This is a genomic window from Butyricicoccus intestinisimiae (assembly GCF_018918345.1).
Classification (GTDB): Bacteria; Bacillota; Clostridia; order Oscillospirales; family Butyricicoccaceae; genus Butyricicoccus_A; species Butyricicoccus_A intestinisimiae.
In genome coordinates, this window is record NZ_JAHLQI010000001.1 from 58,295 (window position 1) to 78,323 (window position 20,029).

The 20,029-nt window shown below is 50.8% G+C and carries 18 protein-coding genes, 1 tRNA gene and 2 other annotated features; of the genes, 9 read left to right on the top strand and 10 right to left on the bottom strand.

What is annotated here, in order from left to right; all coding sequences use genetic code 11:
• Positions 1-267 precede the first annotated feature (267 nt).
• The gene (locus tag KQI75_RS00250) at positions 268-1,140 is read left to right on the top strand and encodes a sugar phosphate isomerase/epimerase family protein (protein ID WP_216468687.1); all 873 of its coding nucleotides are present in this window, start codon (positions 268-270) and stop codon (positions 1,138-1,140) included.
• A gap of 97 nt (positions 1,141-1,237) precedes the next feature.
• On the opposite strand, the gene KQI75_RS00255 is transcribed toward KQI75_RS00250, so the two are convergent.
• From KQI75_RS00255 to KQI75_RS00270, 4 genes are all read right to left on the bottom strand, one after another.
• Positions 1,238-1,324: transfer RNA gene (locus KQI75_RS00255), tRNA-Leu, on the bottom strand.
• Positions 1,325-1,425: 101 nt separating this feature from the next.
• Positions 1,426-1,752 carry a hypothetical protein gene (locus KQI75_RS00260; RefSeq protein ID WP_216468688.1) on the bottom strand — a complete coding sequence of 109 codons (327 nt, stop codon included), beginning with the start codon at positions 1,750-1,752 and terminating at the stop codon, positions 1,426-1,428.
• Positions 1,749-2,444: a 3'-5' exonuclease gene (locus KQI75_RS00265; RefSeq protein ID WP_216468689.1), complete on the bottom strand. Its 696-nt coding sequence runs from the start codon at positions 2,442-2,444 to the stop codon at positions 1,749-1,751. The genes KQI75_RS00260 and KQI75_RS00265 overlap by 4 nt, the downstream gene beginning before the upstream one ends.
• Before the next feature lie 16 nt (positions 2,445-2,460).
• Complete coding sequence (locus KQI75_RS00270) at positions 2,461-3,144, bottom strand: DUF2461 domain-containing protein (RefSeq protein WP_216468690.1); 684 nt, start codon at positions 3,142-3,144, stop codon at positions 2,461-2,463.
• Between the two features lie 124 nt (positions 3,145-3,268).
• Between KQI75_RS00270 and KQI75_RS00275 the strand changes: the two genes are divergently transcribed.
• From KQI75_RS00275 to KQI75_RS00305, 7 genes are all read left to right on the top strand, one after another.
• Positions 3,269-4,192, top strand: coding sequence for a prohibitin family protein (locus KQI75_RS00275; RefSeq protein WP_216468691.1), 924 nt, complete (start codon positions 3,269-3,271; stop codon positions 4,190-4,192).
• Between the two features lie 173 nt (positions 4,193-4,365).
• Positions 4,366-4,842: an Lrp/AsnC family transcriptional regulator gene (locus tag KQI75_RS00280; protein ID WP_216468692.1), complete on the top strand. Its 477-nt coding sequence runs from the start codon at positions 4,366-4,368 to the stop codon at positions 4,840-4,842.
• Positions 4,835-6,004 (top strand): aminotransferase class I/II-fold pyridoxal phosphate-dependent enzyme, encoded by a 1,170-nt coding sequence (locus tag KQI75_RS00285; RefSeq protein ID WP_216468693.1) that lies wholly within the window; start codon positions 4,835-4,837, stop codon positions 6,002-6,004. The genes KQI75_RS00280 and KQI75_RS00285 overlap by 8 nt, the downstream gene beginning before the upstream one ends.
• A 164-nt stretch (positions 6,005-6,168) precedes the next feature.
• Positions 6,169-6,708: an ECF transporter S component gene (locus KQI75_RS00290; RefSeq protein WP_216468694.1), complete on the top strand. Its 540-nt coding sequence runs from the start codon at positions 6,169-6,171 to the stop codon at positions 6,706-6,708.
• On the top strand, positions 6,705-7,538 hold the full coding sequence (locus KQI75_RS00295) for a pyridoxamine kinase (RefSeq protein ID WP_216468695.1): 834 nt from the start codon (positions 6,705-6,707) through the stop codon (positions 7,536-7,538). Before KQI75_RS00290 ends, KQI75_RS00295 begins: the two co-directional genes overlap by 4 nt.
• Before the next feature lie 13 nt (positions 7,539-7,551).
• Positions 7,552-8,169, top strand: coding sequence for a TIGR04100 family radical SAM protein (locus KQI75_RS00300; protein WP_246566276.1), 618 nt, complete (start codon positions 7,552-7,554; stop codon positions 8,167-8,169).
• A 156-nt stretch (positions 8,170-8,325) separates the two neighbouring features.
• Complete coding sequence (locus KQI75_RS00305; protein WP_216468696.1) at positions 8,326-9,684, top strand: MATE family efflux transporter; 1,359 nt, start codon at positions 8,326-8,328, stop codon at positions 9,682-9,684.
• An 897-nt stretch (positions 9,685-10,581) separates the two neighbouring features.
• Here KQI75_RS00305 and KQI75_RS00310 read toward each other — a convergent pair.
• From KQI75_RS00310 to aroF, 6 genes are read right to left on the bottom strand one after another with little or no spacing between them, the layout of a single operon-like run.
• Entirely contained in the window at positions 10,582-11,961 is a 1,380-nt protein-coding gene (locus tag KQI75_RS00310) for a shikimate kinase (RefSeq protein ID WP_216468697.1), read from the bottom strand.
• Between the two features lie 4 nt (positions 11,962-11,965).
• Entirely contained in the window at positions 11,966-13,252 is a 1,287-nt protein-coding gene (gene aroA, locus KQI75_RS00315; RefSeq protein ID WP_216468698.1) for a 3-phosphoshikimate 1-carboxyvinyltransferase, read from the bottom strand.
• The gene (locus KQI75_RS00320; protein ID WP_216468699.1) at positions 13,249-14,394 is read right to left on the bottom strand and encodes a bifunctional chorismate mutase/prephenate dehydratase; all 1,146 of its coding nucleotides are present in this window, start codon (positions 14,392-14,394) and stop codon (positions 13,249-13,251) included. The genes aroA and KQI75_RS00320 overlap by 4 nt, the downstream gene beginning before the upstream one ends.
• On the bottom strand, positions 14,381-15,478 hold the full coding sequence (gene aroC / locus KQI75_RS00325; protein WP_216468700.1) for a chorismate synthase: 1,098 nt from the start codon (positions 15,476-15,478) through the stop codon (positions 14,381-14,383). The genes KQI75_RS00320 and aroC overlap by 14 nt, the downstream gene beginning before the upstream one ends.
• Positions 15,479-15,492: 14 nt before the next feature.
• Positions 15,493-16,533, bottom strand: coding sequence for a 3-dehydroquinate synthase (gene aroB / locus KQI75_RS00330; protein ID WP_216468701.1), 1,041 nt, complete (start codon positions 16,531-16,533; stop codon positions 15,493-15,495).
• Between the two features lie 19 nt (positions 16,534-16,552).
• Positions 16,553-17,569, bottom strand: a complete 1,017-nt coding sequence (gene aroF, locus KQI75_RS00335) for a 3-deoxy-7-phosphoheptulonate synthase (protein WP_216468702.1) — start codon at positions 17,567-17,569, stop codon at positions 16,553-16,555.
• A gap of 79 nt (positions 17,570-17,648) precedes the next feature.
• Positions 17,649-17,899 (bottom strand) — a binding site (T-box leader).
• A 186-nt stretch (positions 17,900-18,085) separates the two neighbouring features.
• Positions 18,086-18,349 (top strand) — a binding site (T-box leader).
• Between the two features lie 99 nt (positions 18,350-18,448).
• Here aroF and KQI75_RS00340 point away from each other — a divergent pair.
• The gene (locus KQI75_RS00340) at positions 18,449-19,963 is read left to right on the top strand and encodes a 2-isopropylmalate synthase (RefSeq protein ID WP_216468703.1); all 1,515 of its coding nucleotides are present in this window, start codon (positions 18,449-18,451) and stop codon (positions 19,961-19,963) included.
• The last annotated feature ends 66 nt before the right edge of the window (positions 19,964-20,029 follow it).

Consider the following 20,029-nt stretch of genomic DNA (forward strand, 5'->3'; position numbering starts at 1 on the left):
AAATAAATAGAGGAAAAACTAGGAGAAATCACGGGATTTTGCACGCGAAAATGATAGTACGGCAAATTGCTTGAAACAAATGCACAAAAATGGTATCGTAAGAGACAGAAGAGAGGACGACCAAAACAAAGCATGATGTGGTTCGGCGCGCAGCACAATTTGCTGCTCTTTTCTGCGGATTTCCGATGCATACGATCCCAAGCCGTGTGCATCGGGCTCCATCCGCTTCTTTCGACAACAACAATGTAATAAAAGGAGAGTATACACATGAGATTAGGTTTTAATGAGGCAAACGACCGCTTTTGTCAGGGACACACGGTGATGCAGGATCTGGAGCTTTGCGAGAAGTACGGCTTTGACTGCATCGACATCCAGTCCGAGTGCCTGAACCGCGATTTGGAAAAAGGCATCGTGACCATCGAAGAGCTGGGTACATGGTTCGCAACGCATCATCTGAAGATGCTGTCTTACAATGCACTGTGCTTCTTCAATATGAAGCAGACGGCAGAGGAAAAGCAGGCAGTGATGGACGAACTGGACGAAATCATCCGCCGCTGCAACATTCTGGGCTGCAAAATGATTGTTGTCGTTCCGTCTCAGGACATGAAGGCACGCGGCCTGCAGCCGACGCGCAAGGAAATCCGTGAGGATGCCGTTGCCGTTCTGAAGGAAATGGTGAAGAAGGTAGAGCCGCACGGCATCAAGCTGAGCTTGGAGTTCTGCGGTGCACCGGATATGACCATCAACCGCTTTGAAGATGCCTATGCCATTGTGGAGGCTGTTGACTCTCCGCTGGTTGGCGTGACGCTGGATCAGTACCACTTCTACGCAATGGGCTCCGGATGGGAGTCTCTGGAGAAGGCTGACGGCAAGAAAATTTTTGTATGGCATCTGAACGGCACGGAGGATATGCCGTGCGGTGCATACTACAATAACGATGAAAAGCGCCTGTGGCCGGATGCAGAAGGCGATTGCCTGCCGCACGCACGCTATGCAGACACGCTGAAGAAAATCGGATTTGAGGGCGACTGCTGCACCATCGAAATCTTCCGTCCGGCATACTATGAGATGACGCAGGAAGAAAACGTAAAGAAGTCCGCAGAGGTTACCCGCGCACATGTGGAAAAGTACTGCAAATAAGTACCATCGGATATAGAAAAAATCCCGTGCTGACCCAGTCGGCACGGGATTTTTGACAAAAAGAAAACAGCGAGAAGAAAATTCTTCTCGCTGTTTTTGGTGCCGGTGACCGGACTCGAACCGGTACGCTGTCGCCAGCGGTGGATTTTGAGTCCACTACGTCTACCAATTCCATCACACCGGCACATAACAATATGTATTATACAGGAATGCGGTAAGGTTTGCAAGTGTTTTATGAAAATTTTTCAAAAAAAACATCCAGACAATGCTGTCTGGATGTATCGGTTAAAAATCTGCGTCATCGTCCGCCCAGGAATCCACCAACTGGATGGTCTTGTAGACAAACAGAGCGACGGATGCAACAAACGCAAAAACGACGAAACCGCGGTGCTTTTTGAAAAAGTCAGAAAAAGCAGTGCCGATTAAAACACCAAAAGAAATCAGCATCAGTTTGAGTACAAAAACTTCGGACAATACAAACTTGCTGAGCAGGGAAGACAACTGGTCGTGCGCGGTGTTGTATCCGAGCTGCGCATACTTGCGGAGATCTTCCGCATGAGCGGCTGCCAGATCGCGGTACTTTTCCGTCTGTTCAAATACATGGTTTCTCATGAGTGTTTGGCTCCTTTCTCTGCGGTCAACCGGCGCTTGGCATAGTAGCGCCGCCGACTTTCCTGTTTTTTCTTTTCCGACTGAATTTTTTTGCGAATTTCTGCCGAAGTAGAGCAGCTTTGCCGTCCTGCCTGTGAAACATGTCCGATGCGCATTTCCAGAGCATCCATTAAATCTTCGGTCTGGAAACAGTGCTGACTCTTGAGCGCCTGCGCAAAGATGAGACCGCACGCGCGCGCGTCAGACAATGCTTCGTGATGATTGAGGCGAATGTCCAAATCGCTGCACACGGTATCCAGCTTATGATTCTGCATTTCCGGCCAGAGCAGCTGGGAAATTTTCACCGTGCAGACGTAATCGAAGTTCGGCACCGGAATGCCGTAGTACTCCAGCAGCTTGCACAGAACGGCCGTGTCAAACGCGGCGTTGTGGCAAACAATAAGCTGGTTTTCAATGCTGCTGTGAATGCGCTCCCAAACTTGGTCAAAGGTCGGAGCATCTTTTACCATATTCTTTTTGATGCCGTGAATGCGGACGTTGTACCAGTTGAATTTTCCATATTCCTCCGGTGGACGAATCAACGTGATGGTTTCCTTGACTGGAACGTTATCTTCAAACTCAACGACGCCGATTGAGCAGGCGCTGAGCATGGATGCATTAGCGGTTTCAAAATCAATTGCTGTGAATTTCAAAAACAAGCCTCCAGATTTATTGATGGCGAACCCGCTCTTCGGCCGTGCGAAGAAAATAGTAAAACGGCGCAATTCGCTTCAGATGATATATCATTATATCATAGAATGAGCCGTCAAACAAGGCGGTATGGTCGTCACAGAAGTAACTGACGCCAATATTTTTTCGATTTAACCATGTTTGTTCGCTCTCCGGCGCATCGGGAAACGGCGGACGCTTGTAGCAGTCGCCGTACAGGGAAAAGGCCGGTGTCTGTTCAAGAGCTTGTCTTGCCTGCTGATACCGCATGTCATGATGCAAAATCATCCGGCGAAATTCATCGCGGACATCAGTGGGAATGTGATAATAGCCCACGCCATAGCCCCAGCCTTCCTGTTCGATTTCAAAATAATAGCACAGAGAATCACTCAAATGCTTTTTTGGATGACGGAAGGTCAGCCAGAGATGGTCACGGTATAAGTCTTTGTTTTTGGTGAAGCGGTTGTCGCGGCGCACGCGGCTGAGCACTTTGTACGGCGTCACGACAAACTGCGGGTCGATTTCCAGCATGGTCGGCGCCAGATGCTCGGTCAAATGATAAAACGGCTCGATGGCAAGCCTGCGGCAGTCTGCTTTGTGTTCTTCGTACCAGACTTTGCTGTTGCGGATGTGATTTTCTGCGAGAAAATCCAGCATTTGCGGGGTAAATTCTTGAAATATCATAAAGATACTGTCTCCTTGTGTGGTTGTAGAATTCTATTGTAACGCATCTCATTTCTTGTTTCAAATTTTTCTGATATATGATATAATCAATTTGCAAAACTGAACGATTTATTGGGAGGAACGCATGGAAAAAGAGACCAAGCAGGAAACACAGGATAAGCAGGAAAAGCCAAAGAGAAACAAGAAGAAAATCGCGATAATTGCGGTGCTTGTTATTATCGCAGGCGCTTTCTGCGCCACATCCCTCGATCGCGTCGGACAGGGCGAGGTCGGCGTCGTGTACACGATGCGCAGCGGCGTACAGGACAAAACGCTGTCACCGGGCTATCACTTTATTGCGCCGTGGGCAACGGTCAAGCATTATCCGGTTGCACAGCAGCAGTTGGTGCTGTCCGACAATCCGGAGGATTACCACGGGGACGAAAGTGCAGATTGGCATGTGGACGCGCCGGCAAATGGCGGCATGGTGAAGCTGAATATGACGGTCAACTACAATTTCATTCCGGACCGCGTGACGGATCTGTATGAGAAATTCAATGGCATGGACGGCGACCAGATTGTGGATACCATGGTGCAGAACAGCATCATCGCGTACATCAAGGAAGTGACACCGCAATTTTCGGTCATGGACATTTACAGCGACAAGCGTTCGGAGGTCAGCAAGACCATTACAGAATATCTGAACGCCAAGCTGACCGAGGAGTACGGCATCAATATTTCCTCCGCACTGATTATTGACGTACAGCTGGATGAAGCCCTGCAGGAAAAGGTAAAGGCGAAGGAACAGGCCAAGCAGGATGCAGAAAAAGCCGAGCTGGACAAACAGACCGCCATTGCGCAGGGTGAAGCGGACAAGGCGCGTGCAGAAGCCGCAGCAGCGGTTACGATTACCAATGCAAAGGCGGAAGCAGAGGCAAACAAAATCATCTCCGACTCCATCACGGACAATTTGATTCGTATGACGGAGGCTGAGGCGCGCAAAAAGCACGGATGGGTCACCGTAAAGGGTGCAGATACCGTGGTTGCCGATGCGACAAAAGGACAATAATGGCGGCACACACGTGACGCACAACCATAGTTTTGCAGCAAACGGCCGTTCTTCTTGCAAGAGCGGCCGTTTTATTTTGGTAAAAATTTTTGCAACATGCGCAGTTATACTTTCCTTTCTGCCGATTCTGTTGTATACTTATTAGTACTTTATGAATCGCAGGAGGTTTTCTTATGCATAGAATTTTACAGCTGCTGGAACAGGATGCCCGTATTACACCGGCTCGCATTGCGAAGATGCTTGGCATGACCGAGCAGGAGGTAAAAGACAGCATTCGCAAGTATGAGCAAGATGATGTCATTCTGGGCTATAAGGCGATTGTTGACTGGGGCAAGATCAAGCGCGATAACGTCACTGCGTTGATTGAGGTTCGCGTTAGACCGCAGACCGGCGCCGGATTCGATGAGCTGGCACAGCGCATTTATAACCACAAGCAGGTTGTAGATATGTATCTGATGAGCGGTTCGTTTGACTTTACGATTATTGTCAATGGCCGTTCCCTGCAGGAGGTTTCCCGTTTTGTATCGGAGAATCTGGCTCCGATGGAGAACATTATCTCGACCTCGACACACTTTGTGCTTAAGACTTACAAGAACGCAGGCATTGCGTTCAACCCGATTGACGAAAGAGAGGATTTCCGGAATGATTGATTACTCGGCTCTGATCTCGGACAAAGCACGGGACATCAAGCCGTCCGGTATCAGAAAATTCTTTGACATCGTCAATACCATGGAGGACGCAATCTCTCTGGGTGTCGGCGAGCCGGATTTCCAGACACCTTGGCAGATTCGCCGCGCAGGCATTGATTCGCTGCAGCAGGGCAAAACGTTCTACACGTCCAACTGGGGCTTAGCAGACCTGCGCAAAGAGATTTCTCACTATGCGATGGAGAATTATCATCTGGAATACGACTACCACGATGAGATTATCGTAACGGTTGGCGGCTCCGAAGCGATTGACAACGCCCTGCGCTCGTTTGTATCTGACGGTGATGAGGTGCTGATTCCGGAACCATCCTTTGTGTGCTATACACCGCTGGCCATGATGGCGGGCGGTGTGCCGGTTCCGCTGGAAACACGCATGGAGGACGGCTTTAAGCTCACCGCAGAGACATTGAAAAAGGCGATCACGCCGAAAACCAAGGTGCTGATTATGCCGTTCCCGAACAATCCGACCGGCGCCATTATGACGCGGGAGGATTTGGAGGAAATCGCAGCGGTTTTGCGCGACACCAATATTGTTGTCATTTCGGATGAAATTTATTGCGAGCTGACATATGGCGGCAAGCAGCATGTCTGCTTCGCAGAGCTGCCGGGCATGCGCGAGCGCACAATTGTCATCAATGGTTTTTCCAAATCGTTTGCGATGACGGGATGGCGACTCGGTTGGGTCATGGCGCCGCGAGAGATGCTCAAGCCGCTGGTAAAGATTCACCAGTTTGGCATCATGTCCGCACCGACAGTCAGCCAGTTTGCCGGCATTGAAGCGCTGCGCACGGGACGAGAGGACATCAAGTACATGCGTGAGCAGTATGATCTGCGCCGCCGCTTCATGTATTATCGTCTGCAGGAAATCGGCATGCCGTGCTTTGAACCGGAGGGTGCTTTCTATATCTTCCCGTCTATCCAGAAGTATATGGACGATGATGAGAAGTTCTGTGATGAGCTGCTCCGAAAGAAAAAGGTTGCCGTGGTTCCGGGCAGTGCATTCGGCGAAAGCGGCCGCGGACATGTCCGCATTTCGTATTCGTATTCTATGATGCATCTGGAAACTGCAATGGAACGCATCGAAGAATTTGTGCAGGAACTGTAACAAAAAATGCAATGGCAGAGGACAGGACGCGTGCTGTCCCTGCCATTTTTCCTGTTTTCAAAACTGTGCTGATAAAATAAGCCAAAACTGTACATTTTATTGTGTACAGTTATGCGATATAATAGCTGCAATGAGAAAATTACATCTGTAAGAGGTGACACGACATGAGTAATTCAACGTATACAACGCGGTTTTTGTGTCTGACGGCTGTTATGGCTGCAATTACTTGCATTGCGACCATGGTTATCCAGATTCCGATTCCGCTGGGATATGCGCATCTGGGCGATGCATTTATTTTGCTGACTGTTTTGTTTATCGGCAGAAAGTCCGGTATTTGGGCAGGCGGCATCGGTTCGGCACTGGCTGATTTGCTGACCGGTTATGCGTACTGGGCGATTCCGACTTTTATCATCAAGTCTCTGATGGCATATTTTGTAGGAAAGATTGCGTATAAGGATGACGCGTGCAAGCTGTTTTCCGGCAGAACGCTGCTCGCCTGTGTTGTCGGCATGGTCTGGATGGTTGTCGGTTACACGGTAGCCGGTGCATTTCTGTATGGCGGATTGACACAGGGACTGGCATCTACGCCGGGACTTTCTGTCAAGGCGGTGCTCAATTTGGCTGTTTGCTACGGTGTCGGTGCGCTGCTTGAAAAAGCAAACGTTCGCACCTTCCTCGCCACGGACAGAAAGGGTCGTGCATGATAGATCACAACAGACAAAAGAAGATTGCTGTTATCAATGACTTTTCCGGCTTTGGACGCTGCTCAATCGCAGTGTCCATGCCGATTTTGTCTGCTCTGAAGGTTCAGTGCTGTCCAGTCCCGACGTCGATTTTTTCCAATCACACAGGCTTTCCACAGTTTTTCTTTGACGATTACACGGATAAAATGCAGTCATATATTGACAACTGGAAAAAGCTGAACTTGCAGTTTAACGGCATTCAGACGGGTTTTCTCGGCTCAGAGCGCCAGATTGCCATTGTGCAGAAATTTCTGGAGGATTTTTGCACGGCGCATACCACTGTGGTCATTGATCCGGTGATGGGCGATCACGGCAGCATGTATCCGACGTATACCGAGGGCATGTGCCAGTCTATGAAAAAGCTGGTGGCATATGCGGATATTTTGACGCCGAATTTAACGGAAGCATGTATTCTGACGGATACGCCGTTTCACGAAGGGCATTGGACCATGAAGGAACTGGATGTTCTCGCGCGAAAATTGGCGGAGCAGGGGCCGGAAAAGATTGTCATTACCGGCATTCCGCAAAAGGCATATGTCTCCAATCTGATTTATGAAAAGGGCGGAGACGCCAAGCTGCTGCGCACACTGCGCATCGGCAGCGAACGCTCGGGTACCGGCGATGTCTTTTCTTCTATCATTGCGGCGGATGCCGTCAATCAGGTACCGTTCGAAACCTCTGTGCGCAAGGCATCTCGATTTATCAAAAAATGTATTTTGCGTTCCATTGAAATGGGACTGCCGAAAACAGACGGTGTTTGTTTTGAAGAATATTTGACTACCTTGAAATAAGGAGCATTGTACGATGAAAAAAGAAATGACGATTGTATATGATGTACACGATGGATTGTACATCAATCTGACAAACCGCTGTCCGTGCGCCTGCACCTTCTGCCTGCGCCAGACGATGGATACCGTCGGCCAGTCTGGCGGGCTGTGGCTGGAGCATGAGCCGAGCTTGGAGGAAGTCAAACAAGCCATTGACGGCGTTGACCTGAAGCACTATGCGGAGATTGTATTCTGCGGATTTGGTGAACCGACCGAGCGGCTGGATACGCTGCTCCAGACTGCCGCCTATATCAAGCAGGTATGTCCAGATAAGAAAATCCGCATCAATACCAACGGTTTGGGCGATTTGGTCAACGGAGAGCCGATTGCACCGAAGATGCGCGGGCTCATTGATGTCGTGTCGGTCAGCCTGAACACGCCGAATGCGGAGAAATATCTCAAGCTGACACGCAGCAAGTTCGGCGCACAGTCGTTTGATGCGATGCTGGCATTTGCCGAGAGCGCGGGCGAGCAGGGCATCGAAGTAGTGATGACAACGGTGGATACGACTATTTCCCATGAGGAAGAAGCGCAGTGTCAGGCAATCTGCGACCGCATTGGCGCGCGCTATCGCATCCGTCCGTGGGAGGACTAAAACCGCAATATTTCGATATGAAATAAATTGAGATTTTCTCATAGAATCCGTATATTTTTTGTACGGAATGCGGATTGTAAACAATATGTAAACGTGATAGGATAAATTGGTACCGGATTTTTCGGTACCAATTTTTTTGCAAGAGGATAGAAATACATGAAAGATATGACAAAAGGAAATCCGACGCGGCTGATTTTGCAATTTGCGATTCCGCTGCTCATCGGACAGCTGTTCCAGCAGGTGTACAGCCTGACAGATACACGCATTGTCGGCAGCTTTCTGGGAGAGAACGCGCTGGCGGCTGTTGGTGCGACCAATTCGCTCAATTCGTTGGTCATTGGCTTTTTGATGGGCATGACAAACGGTTTTGCGATTGTCACGGCGCGTTTTTTCGGCTCCGGCGATAAAAAGAGCATGAAGAAGGCGATTGCAGGCACGGTTGTTTTGAGTGCGGGGACGATTGTTGTGCTCACGCTGCTGTCTGTGGGCTTTTTGAAACCGCTGCTGCGCGTCTTAAACACACCGGAAAATCTTCTGCCGCTGGCATGTTCGTATTTTCGTGTCATTTTGCTGGGTATGATCGTCACCGTGTTTTATAACGCATGTGCCGCGACCCTGCGCGCCGTCGGAGACAGCATCACGCCGCTGATTTTTCTGTTGGTTGCTACAATCGGCAATGTGGGATTGGATTTGCTGCTCATCTGCGTCTTTCATATGGGCGTTGCCAGTGCCGCCTGTGCAACGGTATTTTCACAGTTTATTTCCGTCATCATGTGCTTGGTGTTTATCAAGGTCAAATATCCGGAATTGGTGCCGTCTCGCGAAGATTTTTCTCGATTCTTGCACGATTCGCATACGTTTAAGTGGATGTACAGCACAGGCCTTTCGATGGGCTTTATGCTGTCGCTGGTCAATCTGGGTTCTGTGGTATTGCAAAGCGCAATCAATTCGTTTGGCGCCAATATCATCGTTGCGCATACCGCGGCGCGCAAGCTGACGGAACTGTTTATGATGCCGTACTCTGTTCTTGCCACAACCATGGCAACCTATTGCAGCCAGAATTTGGGCGCCGGCAAGCTCAAGCGCATCACACAGGGCATCTGGCGGGCATTGATTTTGTCATGGATTTGGTGTCTGCTTGTTGTTCTCATGGCATACACGATTGTTCCGTCTCTTGTATATATGGTGACGGGTACACATGTGCCGGAGATTATCGAGACAGCGTCGCTGTACTTGCGCATCAATACCGTGCTGTACTTTGTCACAGTGGTCATTTCGGTACTGCGCAATTCGCTGCAGGGCATGGGCGATATGGTGACGCCGTTGGTATCCAGTGCTATTGAACTGATTGGCAAGGTTGCCGTTGTATTTTTGCTGGTGCCGCGTTTGGCGTATATGGGCGTCATTTTGTCCGAACCGATTATCTGGTGCATCATGGTCATTCCGCTCATCGTGCAAATTCTGTTCGGCAAGCGTTTCCGTGATTTGCGTGAGGAAGCAAGACAGACAGCGTAAAACAAATAGAGAGATAAAAATCCCGTTGGACACAAGCAAAGTGCCAACGGGATTTTTAATGAAAGGAGTAAAAAATGAAAAAGAAAAGATATCATCAATTCACATTCAGTCGTGCTGAATGGAGCTTGTAGGTTGTCTGCCTCTTTTCAGCGATTGCTGCGGTTGGGCAGTTAACCGATTGAGTTAAACTATGTTTTAAGTCGCGTGTTTTTTTGTTTTCCTTAACTCTGGTATTAGTATACCGCAAAATATCTGGCTTTGGGTGAACATATGAAGAACAGTTTTTGAAGAAATTCGGTAGAAATTATTACGAAATTGTTGCAGAAATGATTGGAAATCCGGAACCTCAGCATGAAAAAAGCCGCGGCGTCATGCCGCGGCAATTTTTTCGGAAAGGAGAAAGAAAAAGAAAAAATATATAGGAATCTTTTTTGACGTCTTTGTTCAAAAAAGAGAGATTGGTAGTCTGCCGCTTTTGAATAGAAATTCAGGTCGGGCAGCTGACCTTTTGTGAAAGTGCTTCATTCGTTTGTCTGATACTATCATACACGATCCTGCATCCGGAATGGTGACGAAATTTGAAAGAGAATTTAAATAATTCATGGAAAATTTATGTCTGAATTGTAAAGATATCCGGCGCGGCATAAAAACACCGCAGGTACATACCTGCGGTGCTTTTAAGAAAGGAAAAATATGAAAAAATATAAGGGTGATTGAAACGAAAGAAAAGAGGAACTTCCGCTTCAATTGGAAGAGTTTTGTTTTGGGTGCAGGTCTCATCTGCACTGGTATTATCATACACGATTTCGAACGAGAATGCATGAACAAAAATAGAAAAAATTATTGATAAAATGTGAACAAAAAAAGAAAGCTCAGACAGAGCTTTCTTTTTGAAATTCAGATGGCGCGGAATACAGCATCCATGATTTCCGAAATACGGGTGCCGGTTACCGAGCGGTCTGCGCAGTTTAAATAAATCTTTTTGCGCTTGTTGAACAGCAGGCGGGTTTGCTTTTCTTTGTCTCCCTGCAGCAGCGGGCGGGAGGTGTCGCGGCTTAGATTTTGTACGATGCGATAAAACGGTGTGTTGAGATGAATGAGCAGACCGTTTTTCTTGTACAGCGCTACGTTCGTCTGCCGCAGGACAGCACCGCCGCCCAGAGCAATGACACATCCGGTGCGGTCGGAAATCTCGCGTGCGCAATCGGTCTCAATGTCGCGGAAACCGGATTCGCCGACTTCTGCGAAAATATCAGCGATTTTTTTGCCCTCGCGCTTCTCCAGATAATCGTCCATATCAACAAACTCATACTGCAACGCGCGCGCGAGCTTTCTGCCAATCGTCGTTTTGCCGCTGCCCATAAATCCGCACAGCACAATATTTTGCTTGCCGTATACGTCGTGCAGACGCTTTTTCGCCATATCACCGGATAACAGCCGCAGGATGCGGGTCAAATCCGCAGAATCAAACTGCGTGCCAAACCAAATGGTCTGTGCATATGCTGCCTGCAACACCAGCATGAGCAGTCCGTTGCGCGTCTTGACGCTGCGTGGAGCCAGCTTCATCAAGGCAGTCTCCGGCGGATTATAAATTGTGTCAAAGACATATTCGGTTCCGATGGGCAGTTTTTCCAGCGGGCTGGCATGTTCATTCGGATACATGCCGAGCGGCGTGCCGTTGACGACAATCGCTGTAGCCCGCGGCAGCTGTGTCGCAGGCATAATGTTGATGCTCGCCTGCGGGAGGTAGGAGCGAATGTCATTGCGCAGCGCCTTTGCCTTGGTTAGGTTGCGGCCGGTAATCAGAACATGTGCTCCTGCATTTGCCAGATGGTAGCAGATGACGCGGGCGACACCGCCATATCCGCACACAACAGCGGTTTTGTTTTCCACGGAGATGCCGTCAAATTCCAACGAACCGGAAAATCCCAAAATATCCGTGTTGTAACCGACAGAAGTGCCGTCATGAAAGAAAACCGTGTTGACACTGCCGAGATTTTTAGCCGTTTCATCTACGGCATCTAAATATTGAAAGACCGCCTTTTTGTGCGGAATTGTCAGATTGAGACCGCCGCACGTCTGCGATGCAATGCGCATGGCTTCTTCCAAATCTTCCGGCGGCACATCGACAGCAAAATATTCACAGTCTTTGCCGGAAGCGCGAAACAACTTGCTGTGCAGCTCTGGAGACATCGTGTGTGCGATGGGATGACCAAACAAAGCAAACGTTGGCTTTTCCGGCACATACTTGCGGAATTCATCCATTGTCAGAATCATGAGCTCATTCTCCTTTCTGCTTGAGTGCGTCCAGCGTTTCAAAGAATGTCGGATAGGAAATGGCAACGCAATCCGGATCGTCTATCGAGGAGTCGCCCTCGCAGGCGAGTGCACACACTGCCATACTCATGGCAACGCGATGGTCGGCATAGCTTGCAAAGTTTGCGCCGTGCAGAGGCTTGTCGCCGCGGATAATCATACCATCTTCGGTCTCGCGGACATCCGCGCCGGTTTTGGAAAGCTCCGCGGTCATGGTTGCGATACGGTTGGACTCTTTTACTTTTAACTCCTGCGCGTCACGAATGACGGTTTCGCCCTCTGCAAACGCAGCGGCGACAGCGAGAACCGGAATCTCATCAATCAAACGCGGAATCATATCGCCGCAGATGGGCGTGCCGTGCAGGTGAGAGGAGCGAACGCGCAGGTCGCAAATCGGCTCTACCGTACCGCGCTCGTTGAGACGCTCGATATTTGCGCCCATGGCCTCCAGTGCGTCAAGAATACCGGTTCGCGTCGGATTGATGCCGACATTGCGGATGACAATGTCACTGTCCGGTAAAATTAAACCGGCAACCAAGAAATATGCGGCGGACGAAATATCGCCCGGAACTTCTACATTGACGGCATGCAGTGCTTTCGGCGGCGTCAGCGTAATTTCCGTTCCGTTGGAAACAACTTGTGCGCCAAGACCGCGCAGCATGCGCTCGGTGTGATCGCGGGATGGAGCGGGTTCAACGACCGTTGTCGGGCTGTCCGCGAACAAGCCCGCGAGCAGAATGGCAGACTTCAGCTGTGCCGATGCGACCGGCATGGTGTAGTGAATGCCGTGCAGTGGGGCAGGATGAATGGTCAGCGGACAGAGATTGCCGTCTTTGCCGGAAATATCCGCGCCCATTTCGCGCAGCGGCTTCATGATACGTCCCATCGGGCGCTTTTGAATGGAAGCGTCACCGTTTACCGTGGAAGAAAACGGCTGACCGGCGAGAATGCCGCACAGCAAACGGGTGGTTGTGCCGGAATTGCCGGTGTACAGCAGTTCATCCGGCGCCTTGAGACCGTGCAGCCCTACGCCGTGTACAACAACTTCTTTTTCAGATACGTCGATGGACACACCCATTTTCTTGAAACAGGAAATGGTAGACAGACAATCTTCTCCCATCAGGAAACCGGTAATATGCGTGTCGGCATCTGCCAGAGCGCCGAACATGACAGCGCGGTGAGAGATGGACTTGTCGCCTGGAACCGTTACGTCACCGCGCAGAGACTGCGCGGCAGTCAGTGGATAACTCATGCTTTCACCTCACTGTCTTGCGTTACAGAGTAAGAACCCAGAATGCGAACATACGAACACTCCTGCATGGTCTGATAAATCAGTGCGCGGGTATCCTGACGCAGGAGATTGCCGTCAAAATCAATATAAAAACAATAATTCCAAGGCATGTCGCGCAGCGGACGCGAATGAATCTCCGTCATGTTGACGCCGTAATCTGCAAATACGGCGAGCGCACCGTACAGACTGCCGACAATGTGCGGCAGTGTCAGCACAAGACTGACGCGCGTATCCGCTTCCTGTGTGGACAGGAAACGAGAGACCGCAATAAATCGTGTCTGATTAAAATCTGCATCATTGACGTGATCTTCCAAAATTTCCAGACCATACAGCCTTGCTGCGGCTTCGGAGCAAATTGCAGCGCGAGTCAAATCACCGCTCTGTGCGATGGCGTGCGCGGCAACCGCCGTGTTGCTTTCTTCTACCGGCGTCAAATTGTGTTGCTTGATGTATTGCTGACACTGGCGCAATGCCTGCGGGTGCGAGTGTACCTCTTTGATCGTGTCAAACGATGCGCCTTTGCAGGCGGCAATGCAGTGACGGATGCGCTTGATGTGCGAATGCGTGATATACAGACCATACTGCTCCAGCAGGTCATAGACTTCATTGACGGTTCCAGCGGTTGAATTTTCTACCGGAACGACGCCGATATCTGCTTTTCCGTCCAAAACAGCATGGAATACATCTTCCCAAGAGTTTTGCGGGATGCGCTGCGCATGCGGAAATAAATCTTTGGCGGCAATGTCTGCATAAGACGCCGGCAGACCGCCATAATATACGGTTTTCGGGTCGTTGTTGCGCGGATGCAGATCCAATTGCAGACGCTGCGGTTCCGCTTCCAGCATACGTGCGTACTGATGCTTGCGGCTGACGCGCGTCGTTGTGCGCAGCAGGGAGGAGTACTCCAGCTTGAGTTCGTCCGGAATATCCTGCAGCATCGTGTTCATCAGTTCGGTCTCGCGGGACGGAACGAGAACCTGTCCGCCGTGCTCCATTTTGTAGTCGGAAACTTCCTCTGCGCATTTCATGCGCTTGAGGAACAGCTTTAAAATTTCGTGGTCAATCGCGTTGATGTCGCGGCGTACATCTTTAAGATCTCGCATATCCGTAAGCCTCCAAATACAAATCCGTCACAGCGACAGCCACGGCAGCTTCGATAACCGGTGCAGCGCGCGTGACGATACACGGATCGTGGCGTCCCTTGATGACCAGCGGTTCGACCTGCTGATCTATGAGGTGTAATGTGCGCTGTTCACGGGAAATGGACGGCGTCGGCTTGATGGCTGCGCGGACGATAATCGGCATGCCGTTGGTGATGCCGCCCAGAATGCCGCCGTTGTTGTTGGTCTCGGTCTTGACGGTGTCACCGTCCAAATACATGCAGTCGTTTGCCTCAGAGCCGCGCATTGCTGCGATGGAGAAACCTGCGCCGAATTCTACGCCTTTGACAGCCGGAACAGAAAACAGAATCGAGGACAGACGGCCCTCTACCGGAGACAGCATTGGAGAACCAATGCCGACCGGCATGCCGGTGACAGCGCATTCGATGATGCCGCCGACAGAATCCTGTGCTTCACGCGCTTGGTCGATCTGTACGAGCATGGCTTCCTCTGCGCGCGGATTGATAACCGGATATGCCTGCGTGCGCAGTTTTGCCAGCAGTTCGGTTGGTACATGGACGTCATCGAACGGGGTGTCCATGATCTGACCGATGGCAGAAATATGCGAGCCGACTTCGATGCCCTTGGAACGCAAAAACAGCTTGCACATGGCGCCGGCAAACACCAGCGGCGCAGTCAGGCGGCCGGAAAAGTGCCCGCCGCCGCGGTAATCGTTGCAGCCCTGATAGCGCACGCGGCCGGTATAGTCTGCGTGTCCCGGACGCGGCTGCTCAATCAGATTGCGGTAATCCTTGGAACGCGTGTCCGTGTTTTCAATGACACAGGAAATCGGCGCACCAGAGGTTTTGCCCTCAAACACACCGGAAAGAACCTTGGGAAGATCCTTTTCTCGGCGCGCCGTGGACTGGCGGTTTTTGCCCGGTGCGCGGCGATCCATTTCGGCGAGAATAAATGCTTCATCGTATGGCACGCCGGCCGGAAAACCATCGAGCACACAGCCGATGCCGCCGCCGTGTGATTCACCAAAGATGGAAAGCTTGATTGCATTTCCCCAAACAGAACCCATATGACGATCTCTCCTTATTCAGCGGTGAGCAGAGTATGCAGCTGCTCCAGCGGGATTTTATGAATGTTTGCCTTGCCCATAGGATGTATAAGAATCATGTTGATGCTGTCACCGGCACGCTTTTTGTCGTGCAGCATGGCGGCATATACCTCCTCGATGGGATACGGCAGCTGTGTCGGCAGCTCATGTGCCTGACAGATTTCCGTGATTTGCTGGGTATAATCCGTCTCTCCCAACTTGGCTCCGAGCTTTGCCGCCTGCACCATGCCGATGGCAACGGCCTGACCGTGCGTCAGTTCGGTAAAATGTCCGACTTTCTCTGCGCCGTGGCCGATGGTATGACCGAAATTCAAAATCATGCGCAGACCGGTGTCATGCTCGTCCTGCTGGACAACATCGCGCTTGATGCGCACGCATTCGTAGACAATATGCTGCATATTGCTCTTGAAGTCCGGCTGAGCAATCATGTTCAGAATGTCCGGATTGGCAATGCAGCCATATTTGATCACTTCCGCCATGCCGTCGTTGAAGATGTGTTCGGGCAGGGAAGTGAGAATATCGGTGTCGATGATGACCAGCTCCGGCTGATAAAATGCGCCGACCAGATTTTTGCCCTGCGGCAGATCGACGCCGGTTTTTCCGCCGACAGAAGAATCCACCTGTGCAAGCAGGGTGGTCGGAATCTGGCACACATGAATGCCGCGCAGATAGGTCGCTGCGGTAAAGCCGGTGATATCACCAACAACACCGCCGCCCAGTGCGATGACCAGATCCGAACGGGTCAGTTCCGCTTCGCTCAGATCCGCATAGATACCCGCGACGGTATCTAAGGTTTTGTATTCCTCACCGGCCGGAATCACGGTAGTGGTAACTCCGATTGGGAACTCTGCGCGCAGCTGTTCGAGATACAGCGGTGCGACGTTGGAATCCGTGACGATGTGAATGCGGGTTGGCTGGAATTTTTCTGCGATGTGCTTGGCAGTCTGTGAGAAAATGCCGGAACCGATGTAAATATCCGAATCGGTGTTGGAGCCATGAAGGGAAAGATGATACATAATATGTATAGCCTCCTGCTTAGACTTCGCGGCCGACAGCAGCTGCGACAGCGCGCACCTTATCCATCGTGCGTGCGAAGTGCTTGTAGGTCAGAGACTGTGCGCCGTCGGACAGCGCATGCGCCGGATCATTGTGCACCTCGATAATCAGACCGTCTGCACCGGCAGCGACAGCGGACATTGCCAGAGGTTCTACCATCCAGTAGATGCCAGCAGCATGAGACGGGTCAACAACGACCGGCAGATGGCTCAGGCGCTTCAGAGCCGGAACAGCGCTGATATCCAGTGTGTTTCTGGTATAGGTTTCGTAGGTACGGATGCCGCGCTCGCACAGGATGACCTGATCATTGCCGCCTGCCATGATGTACTCGGCGGACATCAGGAATTCTTCCAGTGTATTGGCGAAACCGCGCTTGAGCAGAATCGGTGTGTTGGTCTTGCCCAGCTCCTTGAGCAGCTCAAAGTTCTGCATGTTGCGGGCGCCGACCTGATAGCAGTCTACGCGGCCTTCGAACAGCTCGATGTGCGCCGGGTTGGTGATTTCTGTGACGATCGGCATGCCGGTCTTTTCCTTTGCGATGCAGAGCAGATCCAGACCCTGTGCCTTCATGCCCTGGAAGGAGTACGGGGAGGAACGCGGCTTCCATGCGCCGCCACGCAGAATGGCTGCACCCTGACGCTGTACTTCTTCAGCAATTTCGCAAATCTGCGGCTCGCTCTCGACAGAGCACGGGCCTGCCATCACGACGATTTTTTTGCCGCCGACTTCCACATTGCCGCCGATCTTTACAACGGTGTCATTCGGGTGCATCTGACGGTTTGCCAGCTTGAACGGCTCCTGTACCTTCATGACGCGGTCAACCCAGTGGTTGAGCATCAGCGTGTCTTTTTCAACGGCAGAGGTATCGCCGACCAGACCCAGAATGGTAGTTTCTTCACCGACGATTGGATTTACAGATACGTGAAAATGCTCGATCCAGTTGGTAAGGCGTTCTACTTCTTCCTTCGGGCATCCTTTTTTCAATACAACGATCATGATATTTTTTCTCCTTGGAAATGATATTTCCCGGCTGTGCCGCACAAAAGTGAGCATAAAAAAAGCCTTTCAGCCCGCGAACAGGGACGAAAGACAACTCCGTGGTACCACCCAAATTCGGCATAAACATGCCGCACTTTTTCGAATACGAGGCCGGGAAGCCCGATATTCTAGCCTACTAACGGGGGCGGCCGTTCGCACCTACTTGTATTCAGCGCAAAAGCTCAGGAGGGAACTTCAATCCGACTTGTTCAAAGCGCGCTCTCAGTCTATGGCACGCTATCCCTGGTAAACCGTTCCGGAACTACTTTTCTCCGTCATCGCTGTGTTGGTATCAAATTCTGAATTCATTATACATCGGATAAAAGTGCGATGTCAAGGGCTTTTGTGCGAAAAAGTTATGTTTCTTTTTGGATAACTTTTGTTTGGCTTTGATTCTTTTGCAAAAAAATTGCGGGGGAACGCTTGACAGACGCGAAAGAAGTGAATATAATGTTAACCATAATCATTAAATACTCAAATGTGATGAAAAGGTTTAGTAACTGTAAGCCGTCTCCAGAGAGCTGCCGTTTGGTGCGAGGCAGCGGCGTTCAGCAGTGAAACTCGCCTTGGAACAGTCCGCTGAAACAGATGTATGTACCGTCTGATTAGGTTGGAACGGATCTCCCACCGTTACAGGGGAAACGCATTGCTGGATGCGTTGAGCGGTCGTCTTACGGTACAAGTAGAAGTATGGCGGCAAGTAGAGTGGTACCGCGGAAGTTTGCTTTCGTCTCTGTTTCCAAAGTTATTTTGGCGAGATGAGAGCTTTTTTTTATGCCCATCGCGCACACCGTCTGAATTGGTAATTTTTTTACATTTGTATGGAGGATATACGTTATGTCAAGACAGATTCGCATTTTTGATACGACACTGAGAGATGGCGAGCAGTCTCCCGGCTGCAGCATGAACCTGAGCGAGAAAATTGAGGTAGCTCGTCAGCTGGAAACTTTGGGCGTTGATATTATGGAGGCAGGCTTTGCCATTGCATCCCCGGGTGATGCCGCTGCAATTGCAACCATTGCACATACCATCAAGAATTCTACCGTATGCTCTCTGGCGCGCTGTGTTGAGAAGGACATTGACGCCGCTTGGGGCGCAGTCAAGGAAGCTGTTGATCCGCGCATTCACGTATTTCTGGCAACTTCTCCGATTCACATGCAGTACAAGCTGAAGATGAGCCCGGAGGAGGTTCTCGAGAGCGTTCGTTACCATGTGTCGTACACCAAGAAGTTCTTGAACAACATCGAGTTCTCCGCTGAGGACGCAACCCGTTCGGATTGGGATTTCCTGTGCCGCGTTGTCGACACGGCAATCAAGGCCGGCGCCAATACCATCAACATTCCGGATACCACCGGTTATCTGACGCCGGGCGAGTACTACGATCTGATTAAGTACCTGCGCGAGCATGTAGATGGTGTGGAAAACGTCATTCTGTCCTGCCATAACCACAATGATCTGGGTATGGGCGTTGCAAACTCTCTGGCCGGCATTCAGGCAGGCATCGGTCAGGTAGAGTGTACCATCAATGGCATCGGCGAGCGCGCCGGCAATGCTTCTCTGGAAGAAATTGTCATGGCACTCAAGACCCGCAAGGACTACTTTGACTGCGATACCCGCATTGACACCAAGCAGATTTATCGTTCCAGCCGCATGATTCAGACCATTACCGGCGTTCCGGTTGCTCCGACCAAGCCGATTATCGGCGCAAATGCATTTGCACACGAGTCCGGCATCCATCAGCACGGTGTACTCAACAACAAGTCCACCTACGAGATTATGACGCCGGAGTCGGTTGGTATCCCGAAGAACGCGATTGTTCTGGGCAAGCATTCCGGCCGCCACGCATTCGAAGCTCGTCTGAAGGATCTGGGCTACACCCTGACGACAGAAAAGCTGGATAAGGCATTTGAGAAGTTTAAGGTACTGGCTGACCGCAAGAAGGTCATCAAGGATCGTGACTTGGAAGCACTGATCGGCGTTGTTCCGGTATCCGGTCCGGTTCGCTACACGCTCCAGCAGTACGTTATTAACAGCGGCAATACCATCAGCACCACAGCTGTTATTAAGATGTCCAAGGGCGATGAGAGCTTTGAGCGCGCTGCGCTGAGCGATGGCCCGATCAATGCATCGTTTGCAGCAATCGACAAGATTACCGGTCTGAAGGTTCAGCTGGAGGACTACCAGCTTCGTGCACTGACCGATGGTCAGGACGCACAGAGTGAGGCTGTCGTAAAGATGATTATCGGCGAGAACAGTCAGGACGTCATCACCGGCCGCGGCGTTTCCGTCGACATTGTAGAGGCTTCGATCAAGGCTTACATCAACGGCGTAAACAAGTACCTGAACAACTAAACAGATAGAGAAAAGCCCTGCCTGCTTTGGCGGGCAGGGCTGATTCATATACAGAGGAGGTAAGCC

Bases quoted from the DNA above. Each gene is read 5' to 3' on its own strand.
- KQI75_RS00320 (WP_216468699.1), bottom strand. From the start codon at position 14,394: ATGCGAGATCTTAAAGATGTACGCCGCGACATCAACGCGATTGACCAC.
- KQI75_RS00250 (WP_216468687.1), top strand. From the start codon at position 268: ATGAGATTAGGTTTTAATGAGGCAAACGACCGCTTTTGTCAGGGACAC.
- KQI75_RS00285 (WP_216468693.1), top strand. From the start codon at position 4,835: ATGATTGATTACTCGGCTCTGATCTCGGACAAAGCACGGGACATCAAG.
- KQI75_RS00300 (WP_246566276.1), top strand. From the start codon at position 7,552: ATGAAAAAAGAAATGACGATTGTATATGATGTACACGATGGATTGTAC.
- KQI75_RS00280 (WP_216468692.1), top strand. From the start codon at position 4,366: ATGCATAGAATTTTACAGCTGCTGGAACAGGATGCCCGTATTACACCG.
- KQI75_RS00295 (WP_216468695.1), top strand. From the start codon at position 6,705: ATGATAGATCACAACAGACAAAAGAAGATTGCTGTTATCAATGACTTT.
- KQI75_RS00290 (WP_216468694.1), top strand. From the start codon at position 6,169: ATGAGTAATTCAACGTATACAACGCGGTTTTTGTGTCTGACGGCTGTT.
- KQI75_RS00310 (WP_216468697.1), bottom strand. From the start codon at position 11,961: ATGATTCTGACAATGGATGAATTCCGCAAGTATGTGCCGGAAAAGCCA.
- aroF (WP_216468702.1), bottom strand. From the start codon at position 17,569: ATGATCGTTGTATTGAAAAAAGGATGCCCGAAGGAAGAAGTAGAACGC.
- aroA (WP_216468698.1), bottom strand. From the start codon at position 13,252: ATGAGTTATCCACTGACTGCCGCGCAGTCTCTGCGCGGTGACGTAACG.
- aroC (WP_216468700.1), bottom strand. From the start codon at position 15,478: ATGGGTTCTGTTTGGGGAAATGCAATCAAGCTTTCCATCTTTGGTGAA.
- aroB (WP_216468701.1), bottom strand. From the start codon at position 16,533: ATGTATCATCTTTCCCTTCATGGCTCCAACACCGATTCGGATATTTAC.
- KQI75_RS00260 (WP_216468688.1), bottom strand. From the start codon at position 1,752: ATGAGAAACCATGTATTTGAACAGACGGAAAAGTACCGCGATCTGGCA.
- KQI75_RS00270 (WP_216468690.1), bottom strand. From the start codon at position 3,144: ATGATATTTCAAGAATTTACCCCGCAAATGCTGGATTTTCTCGCAGAA.
- KQI75_RS00305 (WP_216468696.1), top strand. From the start codon at position 8,326: ATGAAAGATATGACAAAAGGAAATCCGACGCGGCTGATTTTGCAATTT.
- KQI75_RS00340 (WP_216468703.1), top strand. From the start codon at position 18,449: ATGTCAAGACAGATTCGCATTTTTGATACGACACTGAGAGATGGCGAG.
- KQI75_RS00275 (WP_216468691.1), top strand. From the start codon at position 3,269: ATGGAAAAAGAGACCAAGCAGGAAACACAGGATAAGCAGGAAAAGCCA.